This is a genomic window from Xylanibacter oryzae DSM 17970, from assembly GCF_000585355.1.
Lineage (GTDB): Bacteria > Bacteroidota > Bacteroidia > Bacteroidales > Bacteroidaceae > Prevotella > Prevotella oryzae.
Map to the genome: position 1 here is coordinate 2999134 of NZ_KK073873.1, position 19915 is coordinate 3019048.

At 36.6% G+C, this 19915-nt stretch carries 16 protein-coding genes; 8 read left to right on the forward strand and 8 right to left on the reverse strand.

Translation table 11 applies throughout. The annotated features are described in order from the left end of the window. Positions 1-179 precede the first annotated feature (179 nt). The 8 genes from XYLOR_RS12075 to tsaB all read right to left on the reverse strand — a co-directional run bounded on the left by XYLOR_RS12075 (position 180) and on the right by tsaB (position 11936). Positions 180-1523, reverse strand: coding sequence for a glutamate synthase subunit beta (locus tag XYLOR_RS12075; RefSeq protein WP_036879950.1), 1344 nt, complete (start codon positions 1521-1523; stop codon positions 180-182). 12 nt (positions 1524-1535) lie between these two features. Then, on the reverse strand, positions 1536-6008 hold the full coding sequence (gene gltB, locus XYLOR_RS12080; RefSeq protein WP_245602011.1) for a glutamate synthase large subunit: 4473 nt from the start codon (positions 6006-6008) through the stop codon (positions 1536-1538). A gap of 227 nt (positions 6009-6235) precedes the next feature. Then, positions 6236-7612 carry an RIP metalloprotease RseP gene (gene rseP, locus XYLOR_RS12085; protein WP_036879954.1) on the reverse strand — a complete coding sequence of 459 codons (1377 nt, stop codon included), beginning with the start codon at positions 7610-7612 and terminating at the stop codon, positions 6236-6238. 23 nt (positions 7613-7635) lie between these two features. Then, positions 7636-8787, reverse strand: a complete 1152-nt coding sequence (locus XYLOR_RS12090; protein WP_036879956.1) for a 1-deoxy-D-xylulose-5-phosphate reductoisomerase — start codon at positions 8785-8787, stop codon at positions 7636-7638. 13 nt (positions 8788-8800) lie between these two features. Further along, a complete protein-coding gene (gene rimM / locus XYLOR_RS12095; protein ID WP_036879959.1) occupies positions 8801-9316 on the reverse strand; it encodes a ribosome maturation factor RimM in 516 nt (171 codons plus the stop codon). 2 nt (positions 9317-9318) lie between these two features. Continuing rightward, positions 9319-10626 carry a UDP-N-acetylglucosamine 1-carboxyvinyltransferase gene (gene murA / locus XYLOR_RS12100; protein WP_036879962.1) on the reverse strand — a complete coding sequence of 436 codons (1308 nt, stop codon included), beginning with the start codon at positions 10624-10626 and terminating at the stop codon, positions 9319-9321. 10 nt (positions 10627-10636) lie between these two features. Next, on the reverse strand, positions 10637-11242 hold the full coding sequence (locus XYLOR_RS12105) for a DUF4290 domain-containing protein (protein WP_036879964.1): 606 nt from the start codon (positions 11240-11242) through the stop codon (positions 10637-10639). A 1-nt stretch (position 11243) separates the two neighbouring features. Then, positions 11244-11936, reverse strand: a complete 693-nt coding sequence (tsaB, locus tag XYLOR_RS12110; protein ID WP_036879967.1) for a tRNA (adenosine(37)-N6)-threonylcarbamoyltransferase complex dimerization subunit type 1 TsaB — start codon at positions 11934-11936, stop codon at positions 11244-11246. Positions 11937-12024: 88 nt separating this feature from the next. Between tsaB and XYLOR_RS12115 the strand changes: the two genes are divergently transcribed. From XYLOR_RS12115 to XYLOR_RS12150, 8 genes are all read left to right on the forward strand, one after another. After that, on the forward strand, positions 12025-12900 hold the full coding sequence (locus XYLOR_RS12115; RefSeq protein WP_036879970.1) for a YicC/YloC family endoribonuclease: 876 nt from the start codon (positions 12025-12027) through the stop codon (positions 12898-12900). A 4-nt stretch (positions 12901-12904) separates the two neighbouring features. Beyond that, positions 12905-13474 (forward strand): guanylate kinase, encoded by a 570-nt coding sequence (gene gmk, locus XYLOR_RS12120; protein ID WP_036879973.1) that lies wholly within the window; start codon positions 12905-12907, stop codon positions 13472-13474. A gap of 22 nt (positions 13475-13496) precedes the next feature. Continuing rightward, positions 13497-14081, forward strand: coding sequence for a nicotinate (nicotinamide) nucleotide adenylyltransferase (gene nadD, locus XYLOR_RS12125; protein WP_036879977.1), 585 nt, complete (start codon positions 13497-13499; stop codon positions 14079-14081). Between the two features lie 103 nt (positions 14082-14184). Then, positions 14185-15978 (forward strand): phosphoethanolamine transferase family protein, encoded by a 1794-nt coding sequence (locus XYLOR_RS12130; RefSeq protein ID WP_309477145.1) that lies wholly within the window; start codon positions 14185-14187, stop codon positions 15976-15978. Then, positions 15978-17045 carry an acyltransferase family protein gene (locus tag XYLOR_RS12135; protein WP_036879983.1) on the forward strand — a complete coding sequence of 356 codons (1068 nt, stop codon included), beginning with the start codon at positions 15978-15980 and terminating at the stop codon, positions 17043-17045. The genes XYLOR_RS12130 and XYLOR_RS12135 overlap by 1 nt, the downstream gene beginning before the upstream one ends. Positions 17046-17079: 34 nt before the next feature. Next, complete coding sequence (locus XYLOR_RS12140) at positions 17080-18051, forward strand: acyltransferase family protein (protein WP_051509062.1); 972 nt, start codon at positions 17080-17082, stop codon at positions 18049-18051. Further along, positions 18048-18953, forward strand: coding sequence for a decaprenyl-phosphate phosphoribosyltransferase (locus tag XYLOR_RS12145; protein ID WP_036879988.1), 906 nt, complete (start codon positions 18048-18050; stop codon positions 18951-18953). The genes XYLOR_RS12140 and XYLOR_RS12145 overlap by 4 nt, the downstream gene beginning before the upstream one ends. Next, positions 18950-19903 carry an HAD-IB family hydrolase gene (locus tag XYLOR_RS12150; RefSeq protein WP_036881087.1) on the forward strand — a complete coding sequence of 318 codons (954 nt, stop codon included), beginning with the start codon at positions 18950-18952 and terminating at the stop codon, positions 19901-19903. The genes XYLOR_RS12145 and XYLOR_RS12150 overlap by 4 nt, the downstream gene beginning before the upstream one ends. Positions 19904-19915 lie beyond the last annotated feature (12 nt).

Genomic DNA, 19915 nt, shown 5'->3' on the forward strand with positions numbered 1-19915 from the left:
TTCCGTTCATTATGCATGGTATGGTTCCTTTTCTTAAGTAGTTGTCTTTTCTTTAACGATTATACCTGAAACCACATGTGGTAACTAATATTAAGTTAATTATTGAGGATGATACTATTAACAAAATAAGGGCCGACTCTATACTACGAGTCAGCCCTCACATCTTAAAAATTTTGATATTATTTGTTCAAGAATTTATCAACATCATCAGCTGCTTTATGGCCACTAGCCATAGCACGTACTACAAGTGATGCACCATTTTCAGCGTCGCCGGTAACAAATACGTTATCTGCAAATTTAGGATGCTCCGGTTTCAAAAATCCCATTGCCAAAAATACAAGGTCGCATTTGATTACTTCCGGTTTACCACTCTTTACCATTAGTGGACGTCCACCTTCCGGATTTGGTTTCCAAGAAATTTCCTCAACTTCTACACCTACTAGTTTACCGTCTTTACCAATAAACTTGTTAGAGTTGATATTCCAGCGGCGTACACAACCTTCCTCGTGTGAAGATGTTGTCTTCAGAGTGCGAGGCCAGTTTGGCCATGGACTATTAGGATCTTCCGGCCCTACCGGAGGTTTTGGCATAATCTCAATCTGAGTTACGCTCTTGCAACCCTGACGGTGGGCTGTACCGATACAGTCTGAACCAGTATCACCACCACCTATGACAAGAACATCTTTGCCTTTAGCATTGATGATTTCTTCTTTTTTAACCTCGGCACCTACAAGCAATCTGTTTTGCTGCGAAAGTAGTTCAAGCGCCAAATAGATACCCTTATTCTCACGTCCCGGAATATTCAAATCACGTGCTACCGGTGTACCTGTCGCAATCACGTAGGCATCGTATCCTTTAGGTAATTTATTTGAATCTATGCCCTCGTTATATTTGAATTCAATACCTTCCTGACTTAAAATGTCAATGCGGCGATCTATGATATCTTTATTCAGTTTAAAATTAGGAATACCATAACGTAATAGTCCTCCTGCGCTCTCGTTCTTATCATATACTGTTACTGTGTAACCTTTAAGGTTAAGCTGGTTGGCAGTAGCAAGTCCTGCAGGACCTGCTCCTATTATAGCCACTTTTTTGCCGTTTCGTTCAGGAACTTCTACACGAACATAATTTTCCTTGAAAGCATGCTCTGTAATAGCACATTCGTCTTCACGGTTTGTTGTAGGTTCGTGGTCTGTAAGGTTTAGAACGCACGCCTTCTCACATAGTGCAGGACAAATGCGTCCTGTGAACTCAGGAAAGTCGTTAGTAGAGTTGAGAAGGCGGTATGCCAACTCCCAATCTCCTTTATATAGCGCATCATTCCACTCTGGTGGCTTGTTGCCTAGTGGACAAGCCCAATGGCAGAAAGGTACTCCGCAATCCATGCAGCGAGATGCCTGAGTCATGCGATCGTTAGTATTTAATGTCTGCTCTACCTCTCCAAAATCGTGTACACGATCGAGGACTGGTCTATATCCCGCTTCTTTGCGGTGTATTGTTAAAAATGCTTTAGGATTTCCCATTGTCTTAATTTTTTAATAGTCACGTTGCATGTCTGCTATTTTCTGTTGTAACTTCTTAACCTGCTCTTCTTGAAGTACCCTTTTGTACTCAATAGGAACAACCTGAATGAAGTCTTCTACGTAGTGGTTCCAGTCGTCAAGCATTGTGCGTGCCAGTTTAGAACCTGTATAGAGATAATGTTGACGTATCAGTTCGTGAAGTTCTTTACGATAGCTGCTGTCTTCTACAAGGTTGATTTCTACCATATCCATGTTGCAGAAGTAGTCGAAGTTGTGCTTCTTATCCCATACGTAAGCTACTCCACCGCTCATTCCGGCTGCAAAGTTTCTTCCTGTTTCACCTAATACAACTACACGACCTCCGGTCATATACTCGCAACAGTGGTCTCCAGCACCCTCCAGTACGGCAATAGCTCCTGAGTTACGTACTCCAAAGCGTTCACCTACTTTACCATTTACGTAGAGTTCACCACTTGTGGCTCCATATAGTCCGGTGTTTCCGGCTATGATGTTATCTTCGGCGTTGAAGTTGCTGCGTGATGGTGGTAAAATTGCGATACGGCCACCGCTAAGTCCTTTTCCGAAGTAATCATTGGTCTCACCTTCTAGTTTGAAGTTTACGCCCTTAACTAGGAATGCTCCAAAACTCTGGCCTGCTGAACCTTTGAATTTGATATTAACAGTAGAATCTGGCAAAGCCTCTTCTCCATATTTCTTAGCAATGAGTCCACTGAGCATTGTACCTACTGCACGGTCTGTATTTTTAATTGCATAATCAAGATTGACTTCCTCTTGAGAATCAACAGCTTTACGTGAAGCACGTATGATCTGCTGGTCAAGAACGTCAGACAAATCATGTATCTGATTTGTTGTATGGTACAGTGTACAATTACTTGTCTCCTTGTGTAATATACGTTTGAAATCAAGCATTGATGGTTTGCTGCCTTTAGCTGCCTTTTTCGGAATGATCAGTTCTGTATGTCCAACGATATCATCTAACTTTGTATATCCCATTTCTGCGAGATATTCACGAACTTCCTGAGCCAGCATTGTGAAGTAGTTTACTACATACTGATACTTGCCGATAAAGTGCTTGCGTAGTTTAGGGTCTTGTGTAGTTACACCAAGAGGACAAGTGTTTAGATTGCATTTTCTCATCATAACACAGCCAAGAGTTATCAGGAGTGAAGTACCGAAACCAAATTCTTCTGCTCCAAGAAGAGCCATCATGATGACATCACGGCCATCTTTCAACTGGCCATCTACTTGCAGGCGAACTTGACCACGAAGTCCGTTTCTTGCTAATGTCTGTTGAGTTTCAGAAAGACCTATTTCAGGACTTATACCTGCAAAACGCATACTGGATGCAGGAGAAGCTCCCGTACCACCTTCTGCTCCGGATATTACAATAAGATCAGCTTTTGCTTTAGCTACACCGGCAGCAATTGTTCCAACACCACTTTCTGCAACAAGTTTTACGCTGATAGCAGCCTTAGGATTGACATTCTTCAAGTCGAAGATCAGCTGAGCTAAGTCCTCTATAGAATATATATCATGGTGAGGAGGAGGAGAAATTAGTGAGATTCCAGGTATCGAATGTCTTGTTTTTGCAATTATGTCATTAACCTTAAAACCAGGCAATTGTCCACCTTCACCAGGTTTAGCCCCCTGAGCTACCTTAATCTGTATTTCTTCTGCATTGACAAGATATTCAGTAGTAACACCAAAACGTCCTGATGCAATTTGTTTTGTCTTACTTGACAGGCTAATACCATCTACAGTAGAGTGGAAACGATCATTGTCTTCACCACCTTCACCTGTATTGCTTCGTGCGCCGATTTTGTTCATTGCAAGTGCAATAGCTTCGTGAGCCTCAGAACTTAGTGCACCGAAACTCATCGCACCAGAAACGAAGTGCTTAACGATGCTTTCAATCGGTTCAACCTTATCTATAGAGATTGGGTTGCGTTTGAAATCGAAGAAATCACGTATAAAGATTGGATCTTCTTTCTCGTCAACCAAATGAGTATATTCTTTATATTTTTTGTAGTCATTGAAACGTGTGGCTAACTGAAGAGTTGCTATCGTTTCAGGATTCCAAGCGTGCTTAATGCCATCTTTACGATAGTGGAATTGTCCAAGATTTGGAAGGAAGTCTGTTTGAGCCTTCTTAGAGAAAGCTTCGTTGTGCAGCTTTATAGCGTCACGAGCGATCGTTTCAAGACCGATACCACCAATAGTTGAAATTTCAGTACCGAAATAGCTATTAAGCAAACTCTCTGAAAGTCCGATACTCTCAAATATCTTTGCACCGCGATAAGAGCGGATTGTAGAAATACCCATCTTGGCCATTATTTTGAATAATCCTTTCTTAATAGCCTTAATATAGTTTGCTTCTGCTGTATTATAATCTTCCTGTATCTTACCTTTCTTAACAAGGTCGTCAAGAATAGCAAATGTCATATATGGGTTAAGTGCAGATGCACCATAACCTAGAAGTAGGGCAGCGTGCATCGTTTCGCGTATTTCACCACTTTCTACTATAAGCGCTGTCTGTACGCGCTTGCCTATAGATATTAAATAATGGTGTACGGCACTTACTGCCAATAGAGAAGGTATAGCCGCGTGTGTCTCGTCAACTTCACGGTCTGATAATATAATATAGTTATAACCATCGTCAACACTTTTCTCAGCATCTTTGCATAAGTTGTCAAGGGCTTCACGCAAACCGTCTTCTCCTTTTGCGCATTCGAAAAGGATAGGCAGTTTGACGGTATTGAATCCTTTATAACGTATGTTACAAATTATATCGAGTTGTGTATTGGTCAAAATAGGGTGTGGAAGACGTACCATCTTGCAATTTGTCTCATCAGGAGTAAGAATACCTGTGCCCACGCGTCCGATATATTCGGTTAGAGACATTATCAGTTCTTCTCGTATAGAGTCGATGGCAGGATTAGTAACCTGTGCAAACTGCTGACGGAAATAATTGAAGAATATTTGTGGTCTATCGCTAAGAACAGCCAGCGGTGTATCATTACCCATAGCTGCTGTAGGTTCAACACCTTTTGTACTCATCGGAACTATTGTGTTGTCTACATCTTCCTCTCCGAATCCAAATAGTGTTTCGTGGCGTACTAACTCGTCAATGCTGTTACTTACCTTACGACCGCTCTTCAGTTTCTCTAACTGTATACGGTTTGTAGATAACCATTGACGATAAGGATGAGCACTAGCTAGGCGCTCTTTAATCTCACCATCGTAATATATTTTGCCTTCCTGTGTATCAATAAGTAAAATTTTACCAGGTTGTAGGCGTCCTTTTTCTGCAATCTCTGTAGGATCAAAGTCCATAACACCAACCTCAGAAGCAACAACCATAGTGTCGTTCTTTGTGATTGTGTATCGTGCTGGACGTAGACCATTACGGTCTAACATACCACCTGCATATCTACCGTCGCTAAACAGTAATGCAGCAGGCCCGTCCCATGGCTCCATTAATATAGAGTGGTACTCGTAGAAAGCCTTAAGGTCTTCAGATATTGGATTCTTGTCATTGAAACTTTCAGGAACCATAACAGACATAGCATGAGGTAATGAAAGTCCACTCATAACGAAGAACTCAAATACATTATCCAAACTTGCTGAATCACTCATATCAGGTTGTACAATAGGCGAAATATCTTTGATGTTTCCAAGAGCAGGAGAATTTAATACAGATTCGCGTGCTTGCATCCAACCGCGATTACCACGTATCGTATTAATTTCGCCATTGTGGCAGAGTAGGCGGAATGGTTGTGCCAAACTCCATGTAGGGAATGTGTTAGTTGAGAATCTTGAGTGAACCAAAGCCAGTCCACTGGTAAAATAATTATTGGTTAAGTCTGGGAAATACTGACGAAGCTGTAAGCTTGAAAGCATACCCTTATAAATAATATTCTTGCTGGATAGTGAACATATATAAAAGTCCTTATCGTCTATTCTACGTTCTATTTTCTTACGGATAATATATAGAGTACGTTCAACACTTGGTACTTTGTCATCAGTGACACCAGTTACAAAAATCTGCTTTATAACAGGTTCTGTTGATAGTGCTGCATTGCCTAAACAATCTGGGTTGGTAGGAACATTACGGAGGTGCATAAGAGAAAGACCTTCTCGTTCTATTTCTTCAATCATTATGCTGAGAATGTCACTCTGTTTTTTCTCATCCTTGGGTAAAAATACAAGTCCTGTTCCATATTTACCTTTTTCAGGCACAGGGATACCCTGAAGTAAAATAAACTCATGTGGTATCTGCAACAAAATACCGGCGCCATCACCTGTTTTGTTGTCGGCACCCTCTGCACCGCGGTGACGCATGTTCTCAAGTACACGCAATGCGTTATCTACAAGTTCGTGGCTTTTGTTACCGTGGATATTCACCACCATACCAACGCCACACGCATCGTGCTCGTACTCGGCATTATACAATCCATTTCCCATTTTTAATTGCATTTATTTAATTAAATTCTTGAATTTCCTATCAAATTGGTTGCAAAATTACGCATTTTCATTCCAAAATGACACATTTTGCATAACATAATATATGGCATTTAAAGATAAATAACAGAATGATATAATAAACGGCCAAATAATTACAATTTATTAATTATTTGGCCGTTAATGTATTAGTTTATTCTTTTGTGATTAAATGTTAAACTGTATATTTATTACATATAGCCTAGCCACCGCAAAATATCATTCATATTAGCTACTATCATTAACAGTAGTAAAATAGATATTCCTACATATTCCGCCCTTATCATAAATTTATCACTAGGCTTGCGGCCTGTGATTATTTCGTAGCATAAAAATAGTACATGCCCACCGTCTAATGCAGGTATAGGCAATATATTCATAAATGCCAATATTATACTTAAGAATGCTGTCATTTGCCAAAATATCATCCAATCCCAAGTAGGAGGGAATAGGCTTCCTATTGCACCAAAACCACCAAGTGATTTTGCACCATCTGATGTGAAGACATATTTAAGGTCGCCAACGTATCCTCGTAAAACATGACAGCCGTACATTATACCGGCAGGGAAACTCTCAAAGAATCCATAATTTATTTGTACCGGTTTGTAATAATCAAGAATGTTACTTTCAATAAGACCTAATTTCAAATCAGGAGTCATCAATATATTTGCAGTATCCTTGGCATTGGTTGCTTTATGAGTATAAACGACTTTTACGGAACGTATCAACATACTGTCTTTAGAAGTCTTGGCCGAAGTCATCTTATCACTCAATCTGCCTATAATATCGTGATAGGTAAACCATGAGTCAATCGTTTTGCCATTCATTGATATTATCATATCTCCAGTTTTGATATTCGCTTTTGCTGCGGGACTGCCTGCAATTACGCTGTCAATTTTAGATGGAATGAGTGGCATCGTAAACTTTGGATCGCTTTTGAGCATAGTGAGAAGACTTAAGCCATCAGGTATATTGACAGTGACTTTCTTACCGTTTCGTAATACATCTACAGTTTTTGCACTTGATATAGCTCTATACATATCTCCGTCCCATCCCTTGAATGTTTTTGAGTCTGTATTAAGTAATATATCACCATCCTTAAATCCAATTTCTTTAGCTTGTTCATTAAATTTCATACCCATATTCATATTCTTTGTAGGTATATATGAATCACCCCAATAGAATAGAACCATAGAATATATAAACAAAGCGAGAAGAAAATTAACTAGCACGCCGCCAATCATTATTAAGAGTCTTTGCCAAGCAGGTTTAGACCTGAATTCGTATGGTTGAACTGATTGTTTCATCTGTTCTGTGTCAAATGATTCATCAACCATACCGGATATTTTACAATATCCTCCTAATGGTAACCAGCCTATACCGTAAGTTGTATCACTCTTCTTCGGTTTAAATTCGAAGAGGTGAAACCATGGATCGAAGAAAAGATAAAATTTCTCTACACGAACCCCGAAAAGTTTCGAAAAGAAGAAGTGTCCGCCTTCGTGCAGCAGGACTAAAAGCGATATTGCAAGCATAAACTGCAATAGTCGGATTAAAAATATTTCCATTTTATTAAATTGGTAATTTTAAATTATTTCATTAATTCTTTTGCTATTAGGCGTGCTTCTTTATCCGTTTGAACATAAACATCATATGTAGGATTCTTATCAAAGGTTACCCGCTTCATGGTTGATTCAATTATATCACTCATATCGTTAAAACTGCATTTATCTTCTAAGAAGCCTCGATTAACAATCTCGTTTGCTGCATTTACGATGCAAGGCATGTTTCCACCTTGCTTTATAGCCTCGAACGCTAATTTAAGACACCTGAATTTTTCCAAATCAGGCTCTGAAAATTCTAAAGGCTGTTTGAATAAGTCAATTCGATCGCAGGATAGATGTAATCTTTTGGGGAACGAGAATGCGTATTGTATTGGAATTCGCATGTCTGGAACTCCCAACTGAGCTTTTACAGCACCATCTTGGAATTGAACTGCACTGTGCACAATAGATTGTGGATGAACTAATACCTGGATATGACTTGCATCGACTCCAAAAAGCCATTTAGCTTCTATTACTTCAAAACCTTTGTTCATCATTGTGGCACTATCTATGGTTATTTTAGCTCCCATGTCCCAAGTTGGGTGTTTAAGGGCATCTGCTTTTGTTACCTTAGAAAGTTGCTCAGTAGTGAAATTACGGAATGGTCCTCCTGAAGCAGTCAGTAATATCTTTTCAATTGGATTGTCATCTTCACCTACAAGACTTTGGAAAATTGCAGAATGCTCACTGTCAACAGGTATTATAGGTGTGTGGTATTTTGTAGCAAGATTACGTATAAGTTCACCGGCCACAACAAGAGTCTCTTTATTGGCAAGGCAAATTGTTTTTCTCGCTTTTATTGCATGTATAGTAGGATTTAGACCTGCAAAACCTACCATTGCTGTAAGAACAATGTTTATTGGTCCTGATTCTACAATATCTTCGAGAGCTTTTGCTCCTGCGTATACTTTTATGTCAGGCATGTCCGAAAGTAAGTCCTTCAATTCGTCATAATTGTCTTCGTTTGCAATTACGACTGCTGCCGGCTTGAATTTTCGTGCCTGTTCTGCTAATTTCTTTGTGCTATTGTTTGCTGTTAAACAATATACTTCATATATGTCGCTATGCTCTTCAATTACCTGAAGTGCTTGCGTTCCGATTGAACCAGTAGAACCTAAAATGGCTATCTGTTTTTTCATATCACATTATCTATTATACATCGAGAAGCCCATCTGGCAACTCCATAACAAGTTTATTTTTATCAGCGTCAATATTCTTCATAAATTCTTCTGCAGCCGGTATTAGTATTTCATTTCCATCATTTGTAGATACGCTTAAAAGAATGTTTTCTGTAGACGTGTCAACAGATGATATAGCCCCAATGTAGTTGTCGCCATTAAAAACATCAAATCCAACAATGCTTTCCCAAGAGTTGTCAAACTCATCTACATCAGATAGGGCTTTGGGAAAATATACTTCACAACCTGTAAGATCACGAGCACGATCTGAATCATCAATATCGTAGAATTTGACTAATGCAGTATCATTTCCGTGAAATCTATATTCTTCAATATAAAATGGTACTAGAATACCATCAATTAATATAATAAGGTAGTCTGCGTCCACACGATCAAATACGTCATCGTTGAACATGAACGACAATTCACCTTTTATGCCATGTGGCTTTCCAAGTATTCCTATCTTGTAAACGTTTTCTTGTGATATCATAATTAATCAATTCTCTGTATTTTCGCACCTATTTTATTAAGTCTTGCTTCAATGTTCTGATAGCCTCTATCTATTTGTTCGATATTGTCTATTCTACTTGTACCATTTGCACTCATTGCGGCAATAAGCAGTGCAATTCCTGCTCGAATGTCGGGACTTGTCATCCGGCCTGCTTTCAGTCTTATATTATGATCATGCCCAACTACTACCGCCCGGTGTGGATCACATAAAATAATTTGAGCTCTCATATCGATTAGCTTGTCAACAAAGAATAGACGGCTCTCAAACATTTTTTGGTGGAATAAGACACTTCCTCTAGCCTGAGTTGCTACAACTAATAGTACTGATAGTAAATCAGGAGTTAGTCCTGGCCATGGCGCATCAGAAAGTGTCATGAATGAACCATCTATAAAAGAATCTATCTGATAATGAGGTTGATATGGTATTATTAAGTCATCTCCTTCTATATCCATTTTCACGCCAAGACGTTTGAATGAATCTGGAATAATACCAAGATTTTTTAGAGAAACATCTTTTATACGAATTCCGTCTCCGACCATTGCTGCCATTCCGATAAAGGAACCTACTTCTATCATATCCGGCAATATAGTATGAGTAATGCCATGCAATTCTTTGACACCTACAATTGTAATAAGATTCGAAGCTATCCCACTTATCTTTGCTCCCATACCATTCAACATATGGCATAATTGTTGGATATATGGCTCACAGGCTGCATTATATATTGTAGTTGCTCCTTTTGCAAAAACGGATGCCATTATTATATTGGCTGTTCCTGTAACAGAAGCTTCATCAAGCAACATATAACAACCCTTTAGATTCTGACCATTTATCTCATAGACATTTCTTTCTGTATTGTGTACAAACTTTGCCCCAAGATATTTGAATCCAAGAAAGTGCGTGTCAAGTCTTCTTCTTCCAATCTTGTCGCCACCTGGTTTTGCAACAACAGCTTTCCCAAATCTTGATAATAATGGTCCTATTAGTAGTACGCTGCCTCTTAAGTGAGAACATTTCTTTATGAAATCATCACTTTGTAAATACTCTAAATTTAAATCATCTGCTTGAAAAGTATATTCATTAGGCGAAAACTTTTCAACTTTTACACCAATATCCTTTAGAAGCTGGATAAGGTTCTTTACATCTAGAATGTCTGGTATATTCTTGATATGAACTTTCTCTGCAGTTAGCAAAGTAGCACCTATTACTTCAAGAGCTTCATTCTTCGCTCCTTGTGGCGTTATTGTTCCTTTTAAACGATTCCCGCCTTCGATTATGAATGATGACATATTCAGCGCATTAAAATTTTTTCTTACGTCTTTTGTTGTTTTCGAAAGTGTCGTTCTCCTTTATCTCATCGAATTCGAAAGAATTAAGATCCAATTGTATGTTACTATCGGTAAATTTAGCCAGATCATTTGCGACCTTTTCGTCATCCATAGAGCCATGACTCCATTGTGAAAGGTCTCTTTTCATTTGATTTGCAGTAATTCGTGTTAGCTCTTTCTTTTCAGGACCATCTGGCATCTCTTTAAGTTTGTCAAATAGTTCAAACATCATTTTACCGTAGTGCCTGATTTTTATCTGAGTCATAGGATACTTCATTGGAGCAGGTTTCGTAGATATCTTTTTTGCATTACTTACATCGTATGGATAATCTATATCTAGTTTGAAATTGCTCATTATAGCAAGATTATCCCACAACTTTTGCTGGTAGTCTGTGGCATCACGCATTTGCGGAAACATATTGCCCATTATCGCAATTATGCTTTCAGCACAAATCTGACGCTCGTTTTTATCTGGCAAAGAAATGGCGTAGTCAACCATCTTTTGGATTTCTCTACCAAATTCCGGCAAAATAAGCTTTTCTCTCTTTGTGTTATAATCTAATCCTTCAATATCCATATTATAATAGTTTCTTAGGTTTGGTGGCAATGAAATCTTTGAGATAGAATGGAACAAAATATGCCACATCCTCAAATTTAGATTGGGCCATCTTTTTCTCTGCTAATGGAAACATGTTTTTTGCAAGTGGTTCAATGTCTTTTACAAAATGCGCATTTGGGTGGCAAATTTTATCTTCACACTTACTAGCTCCATTTCCAAAAAAATAAATAGGCTGTTTATCCAATAAATCTTTATATGAATCGCTATCTATTATCTTTGCTTTTATTGGAGAAATCTCTTTTAGCGAACGGTCATATATTCCTGCGTATACCTCCATGCGTCTGGCATCTATCATTGGACATAATAAAGCATTTTCAGGTAATTCTTCTTCTGATAAAAGAACAGGTACTGATAATACTTCTAATGTTGGAAGTGCTATTAACTTAATATTTCGTCCGTAGCACAAACCTTTAGCCATAGAGACACCTATACGCAAACCTGTATAAGAACCAGGACCGCAACTTACAGCAACTGCGTCAAGATGTACCGCATGGTTATCGATAAAAGACAGAGCCTCGTCGACATAAACGCCAAGACTTATGGCATGGTTGGGGCCACTATGATCTTCTTTGTTAAATATACAAATACCTTCGTTACTGACGGCAACAGAGCACACATTAGTACTCGTTTCAATATGCAAAATGCAAGACATAATTAAAATATATTCTAAATAAAATGCAAATTTACTCTTTTTTCCCGCATTTTTTGTACTTTTGCATAAATTTAACGTGAAAGTAATTATGATACAATCAATGACGGGTTACGGGAAGTCAGTCGCAACCTATAAAACAAAGAAGATTAATGTTGAGATTAAATCATTAAATAGTAAGTCTCTGGATTTATCTGTACGTATTGCCCCCCTATATAGGGAGAAAGAAATGGAGATACGTCAAAATATATCTAAAATGCTGGAAAGAGGGAAAATCGATTTCAGTATCTGGATAGAGAAAGATGTTACAGTAAGCCCCACTCCTATAAATGCGACTCTTGTCGAAAATTATTATTGTCAGATAAAGGATATAGCTAAAAAGTCAAATATTCCAGAGCCGCAAGATTGGTTCTCTACATTATTGAGGATGCCTGATGTTACAGCCAAAAATGATTTAGAAGTTTTGGATCAAGAAGAATGGAATGTGGCTCTTAGTGCTATAGATGATGCTATTAATCATTTAATAGATTTTCGTAAGCAGGAAGGTTCTGCTTTACAGAAAAAATTTAATGAGAAAATTGACAACATACATGAACTGTTAATGCTTATAGAACCTTACGAAAAAAATCGTGTTGAAAAGATTCGAACAAAGATAATAGATGGCTTAAAGAGTATACCAGAAGTCGAATATGATAAAAATCGTTTGGAACAGGAACTTATATACTATATTGAAAAACTTGATATAAGTGAAGAAAAACAAAGACTGACCAATCACCTTAAGTATTTTAGACAGACGATGGAAGAGGGTCATGGCCAAGGCAAAAAGCTTGGCTTTATTGCACAGGAAATGGGACGTGAAATCAATACAACAGGAAGTAAAAGTAACCAAGCCGAAATGCAGAATATTGTTGTAAAGATGAAAGATGAACTTGAACAAATAAAAGAACAGGTCTTAAACGCACTTTAAATTAATGAGAGGAAAACTAATCATATTCTCTGCGCCAAGTGGTAGTGGAAAAAGTACCATTATTAATTGGTTGATGGAACATAAAGAACTGAATATGGCTTTCAGTATTTCTTGTACCAGTAGACAGCCGCGAGGTAGTGAAAAAGATGGCGTCGAGTATTTTTTTATCGAACCGGATGAATTTAAAAAACGTATTCAGAAAAATGAATTTTTGGAATATGAAGAGGTGTATAAGGATCGTTTTTATGGCACTCTAAAGCAACAAGTTGAGAAACAGTTGGGAAAAGGTGAAAACGTTGTTTTTGACGTTGACGTAAAAGGTGGCTGTAACATAAAAAAAATATATGGTAATAAGGCCTTGAGCGTTTTTATTCAGCCTCCATCTATTGATGAACTTAGACATCGTTTAGAGGGAAGAGCTACAGATACGCCTGAGGTTATTGAGGATCGCTTGGCGAAAGCTGCTTACGAGTTGACATTTGCTCCTAAGTTTGATAAGGTTATTGTTAATGATAACTTGGATAAGGCTAAGCAGGAATCATTTGATATAATAAAAGAATTTATTAACGAGTAAAGGATTTTCATCGAATATAAGGATGAGTTTACTGACTGGTATATATGGCGGATCTTTTAATCCAATTCATAATGGTCATATCTTTCTTGCAAAGAAAATGCTTGAACAACTTGGACTGGATGAAATCTGGTTTGTAGTATCGCCTCAGAATCCTTTGAAATGTTCAGAAATCCTTCTTGATGATGAGAGACGGCTTGAACTTGTTCGTTTAGCGTTAAAGGATGAGAGGAATATGATTGTAAGTGATTATGAATTTCATATGCCTAAGCCATCATATATGTGGAATACTTTGGAGAGTTTGTCGCTTAATTATCCTGACAGGTCTTTTATCTTATTAATTGGCGCAGACAATTGGCAACGTTTTGATAAATGGTATAAACACGAAGATATACTTCATAAGTATAAAATAGCTATTTATCCAAGAAAAAACTATTATATAAACGATCAGAAGTTACCGGATAATGTAAAAGTAATAAATACACAACTCGTAAATATTAGCAGTACTCAAATTCGCGGGCGCATTAGAAGGGAGGAACAATTTGAAAATTTAGTTCCATCAGATGTAGCAGATTATATAGTCAAAGAAGGCTTATATCGAAAACGTTAAAATTGTGGCATTTTGCTATAATACAAATTAAAAGCAGTACTTTTGCATTAAATTTGCAAATTCAATGGTTTTTTTTAGTCAGTTTTGTCGCCTAATTAATAAAGTGTTTTATCCGATAAGGAATAATGCACGGTTCTTCGTCTTTATGTACATACTAGGATTGGTCTGTGCCTTAAATGAAATACCTTTGCATTTGAAGGGCGCTACATCATATCCGTTAGCATGGATAGAGCTTTTTTTTGATTTATATTTCTTGTGCCTGATTCTAGTCGCATTACCCAAAAGGATAAGAGTCTTGGTAAGGAGGATTATTTGTGTTATACTTTATTTTGCTGCAATTGTTGATGTCTTTTGTTATGTGAAGTTTGAATCGACACTTACTCCTACAATGTTGTTATTGGTTGGCGAAACTAATGGGAGAGAGGCAGGGGAATTTATCACCGGTTATATCACTGCTGGTATATTTAACTCATTACTCGGCATAGTAATATTAATAATTATATTGCACATATTATGTCTTTTTTATTCCAGATCTTTGCATCGCAAGAAGGGACGTTTCTATATGCTTCAGGCAATAATCAATGATAATGCTCGTAATTTATCTGGCATATTGCAGCCGTTTTTTAGTATCTCTGCGTTATTGCTCTTGATATATGGAGCTTTTGTATGCTCTCATAATAAAGTAGCGACATATCATTTGATGTCAGCTAGCAATATTGGTGATGTTGAACATACCCTCACAGAAAAAGGACATGCAGAATTATATCTACCAGTATATAGACTAATATTTAGTATATATGCTAATCATCTTGCATCAAAACAGGTAGAAAAATTGATAGAGTCAATGAACAAAGTTGTAGTAGACAGTTGTTCATATCGCAGTAAAAACATCGTTCTTATAATAGGAGAAAGTTATAATAAACATCATTCGCAATTATATGGGTACGAACATCCAACGACCCCAAGACAGGTCGCTTTGGCAAAAACTGGACTATTAGTACCTTTTACAGATGTGGTGTCTCCATGGAATCTTACGAGTTACGTATTTAAAAATGTATTTTCAACTCACGCTTTAGGTGAGCCCGGAGACTGGTGTGATGGGGTCCTATTTCCACAACTTTTCAGAAAGGCTGGTTATCACGTATCTTTCATAACAAATCAGTTCCTGCCAAAAGCAAAGGAAGCTGTTTATGATTTTAGTGGAGGATTTTTCTTGAATAATCCTCAATTAAGCAAATCACAGTTTGATACACGTAATGCAAGTCTTCATACTTATGATGATGGTCTATTGAAGGATTATGACGAATTACGCAAATATAATGGAAAAAATAACCTTATAATATTTCATCTAATGGGGCAGCATGTTAATTATAAACAACGTTACCCATCAGATAGAAAGTTCTTTAAACCAGAAAGCTATGACCGTCCTGCATTGAGCGGAAGAGAAAAATACATATTGTCAGATTATGATAATGCTACACGGTATAACGATTCTATTGTCGCATGTATTGTAAATAAATTTTATAATGAAGATGCAATCGTAATTTACATGCCAGACCATGGAGAGGAGTGCTTTGACAATGATTATCATTTTTATGGTCGCTTGCACTCATCTGGTATTGACTATAGACTTGCACGTGAGGAATTCGAAATACCATTTTGGATATGGTGCTCTCATAAATATGCTACGACACATCCATACATTTTTAAAGAAATCGTTGATGCAAAGACACGTCCTTTTATGACGGATAATTTGTCGCATATGCTTTTATATCTTGCAGGTATACATTGTCCCCAATATAAATCTAAATTCAACTTGTTAAGTCCTGATTATGATGTGAATAGACCCAGAATGTTAAAACTTACTACTGATTATAATAAATTGGAAAAGAAATAATGAGTAAACAACTAATAAGTATAGCCGAATCAAAGGCTTTAAGGGGTATAGCAATATTGGGCATTATTTTACACAACTATTGCCATTTTCTGCCAGTCGTACAGGAAAATGAATATACCTTTGAAAGCAAATGGCCTAATATGTTATTAAAAAGTGTCGTGAGTATAGGGCCAAACTGCATGTTAGATCTGTTCTCATTTTTTGGGTGCTATGGTGTACCTATATTTCTTTTTGTAAGTGGTTATGGTCTTGTTATGAAGTATGAAGGGAAAAATACTAATGTTGTTAAGCCTTTTGCTTTTGTTAGCTATCATTATCTGAAACTTTTTCGTCTTATGTTCCTAGGTTATATAGCATTCGTTCTTGTGTGTTTCCTTCATCCCAGTGGATATCATGATTATACAGTAGGTAATATAATGGCCCAAATGCTAATGTATATAAATATACTTCCAGATCCGGACCATATTATAAAGCCAGGCCCATATTGGTTTTTTGGATTAATGATAGAACTATACGTAGTTTATAGGGCATTTCTTTATAGAAGACATTGGGGAGTTACTGTAGGGATGATAATATTCTGCTGGCTTATTCAAGAATTTTGTGATCCGGCAGGTGATACGATTAATAGACTAAGATATAATTTCTTTAGTGGAATGTTGCCTTTTGGAGTTGGCATATTGTTTGCCCGTTATGGTAGAGAATTAAAAAAAACTACATATGCTGTTGTTACATTTGTCTCGGTAGTGATTGTTTGCTTGTCAAGTTTTAATTTCCACGCATGGTTGTGGACTCCTCTTTTTGTTGTGACAGCTACATTGGGGTTCGTTAAAATACTACCAATTCTTATAATGAAAGCATTTGTATGGTTAGGCGCAATATCTGCAGCTCTTTTCGTAGCGCATCCTATAACGAGAGAAATCATAATACCAATGTCTTATCATGGTATGGTCTGGACAGGTATAGTAATATACTTGCTAACCTCAATAGTTCTTGCTTGGATATTTAAATATATTTTCCGTTATATTCCCAAACCGAAATTGAAAACCGAAATTGAAAACCGAAATTGAAATAGGCAACATAAGCAAATATCGTAGTGCCATTATGGGCATTGCAATGCTTTTTATAATAATGTTCCATATAGGCATGGATCATAAGTATATCTTATGGGGACTTGTAAAATGTGGAAATGTCGGCGTTGATATATTTCTATTCTTAAGCGGGATAGGTTTATGGTATTCTTGGACTAAAAAGCCTAATTTGAAACATTTCTATTGGCGTCGTTATCTTCGTATATATCCAACATGGATAATAATTGCTCCATTGTTCTATATTCCTAATTATTTGTATCATGCAGGTTATAGTAGGAATGTACTTGATTTAATTGCTAATATAACATTTAATTGGAGCTTTTGGAGAATAGATGATCTTACATTTTGGTATGTGCCTGCAATAATGATGATGTATATGTTTGCACCAGCGTACATGTCTTTAATATCAAAGCGCCCTGTATATAGATGGCTCCCTGTTGTTGCTATAATATTCTGCTTTATGCAGCAATATGTTGCACCCATTAGTTCTCTTGTTGGCCATGTCGAAATATTTTGGAGTAGGATACCAATATTTCTCTTAGGTATAAATTGTGGTGAACTCGTTAGGCAGAAACGTACAATAGATAAATCTTCAATATGGTTATTGATCATATTGTTTATGATGAGTTTGCTAGTATGCATAAACTTTGAGATGGTATGGAGGGGCCATTATCCACAAATACTTGAACGAATGAATTATATTCCACTAACAGTTTCACTTATATTGTTATTGGTAGTTGTTCTTGATTATGCGCCAAAATGGCTTTTGAAATCGTTTTCTTTTATTGGTGGCATAAGTTTAGAAGTGTACTTATTGCATGCGCATTTTGTTATTGTACAAGTTAATACTTTGCGACTCGGCTTTTGGCTCACTTTTATTATAACGACATTGATATCAGCACTAGCAGGTTGGCTTTTAAGTAAAGTGGTAACTTATATAACAGATAAAATCACAGCCTTATATAATAAATATTCTGTCAGATGAGAGATATAATAAAATTAATACGACCTAAACAATGGCTAAAAAATATATTTGTTTTAGTTCCAATTTTTTTTGGAGGTAGCCTTTGTGACAAATCTGATATGATAACAGGTTTTATAACATTCTTATCATTTAGTTTCGCCTCATCATCAATATATTGTTTTAACGATATACTTGATAAGGAAGCAGATAGTAAACATCCAGTAAAGCGTCTTCGCCCGATTGCATCAGGCTCAGTTTCCGTAACTAAGGGTTATATGTTGATGATTATTATGATAATATTATCTATAGTATCATCACTAAGCCTTTTTCAATTTAATGCATATGAGAACTCGTATAATTGTTGGTTAGTCATAGCCGTAATACTTTCATATTGGGTCTTAAATATCTTCTATTGTGCAAAGTTTAAGCAATACGCTATTGTCGATGTATGTATAATCGCATTTGGTTTTGTTCTTAGAATACTTGCAGGAGGTCTTGCTGCGAATATTGTGTTGAGCCATTGGATTGTTCTTATGACATTTCTTCTTACGCTATTTCTTTCTTTTGCTAAACGGCGTGATGATGTAATAATGATGAATGAAACAGGAGAGGCTCCACGCAAAAATACAATTCGTTATAATATTACATTCATTAACCAAGCAATTACAATCACTGCCTCTGTAACACTCGTATGTTATATAATGTATACAGTATCGCCAGAAGTTATTGCTCAGTTGCATACTAGATATTTATATCTTACTAGTGTATTCGTAATATTGGGACTATTGAGATACATTCAAATAACTGTAGTTGATAAAAGGAGCGGTGATCCTACAAAGGTTATGTTGCGTGATAGGTTTACTCAGTTGATAGTATTACTTTGGGCCTTGTCTTTTATGTTTATAATATATATATTGAAATGAGAATAGAAGCATTCGATTTTGATGGAACGCTTACTGATAGAGATACTTTACTAGAGTTTATACGATATACAAATGGTAATGCATCTTTTGTATTAGGTTTTTTGCTTTTTTCCCCATTGCTTATACTTATGAAAATTCATTTGTATCCAAATTGGAAAGTAAAGCAACGAATCTTCTCTTATTTTTATAGAGGATGCTCTATTGTTGATTTTAATAGATATTGTATTGATTTTGCGGCGGATAAAAAATATCTACTCCGAAAAGAAGGCATGAGTACTGTTCAAAAAGCTATAAAAGAAGGCGCAAAAGTTCTTATAGTAAGTGCTAGTATAGATAACTGGGTGAAACCATTTTTTGAAGGATTGGAAGTTACGGTATTAGGAACAAAAATAGATATTAAAGATGGGCTGATTACCGGCCGTTTCTTAACAAAGAATTGTTATGGGATAGAGAAAGTAAATCGTATAAATGCAGTTTGCCAACCACGTGCCGATTATACATTATTAGCTTATGGAGATAGTTGTGGGGACAAAGAAATGTTAGAGTATGCAGATAAAGGATATTATAAACCTTTTAGAAAAAAGGATAATAACAATATTCATGAAATAAAAAGATTCTTAATAGTTGGTGGTATTGCAACAATAATACAGTTTACTGTATATAGGCTATTTTTGTATATACTTAATCCCACATTGGCAAATACAGTTGGTTATTTGGTAAGTTTTATGTTTAATTTCTATGCCTCAACAAAATATACATTTAATGTTGAGACGAATACAAAACATGGACTTGGATTTGCATTTTCACATTTAATAAACTACCTTATGCAGACAGGATTACTTAATCTTTTTATATGGGTAGGAGTTAGTAAGAATTGGGCACAAATACCAATGTTTTGCATTTGTGTACCAACAAATTTTGTATTAGTAAGGTTTTTTTTGAAGCGATAAAGATGACTAATT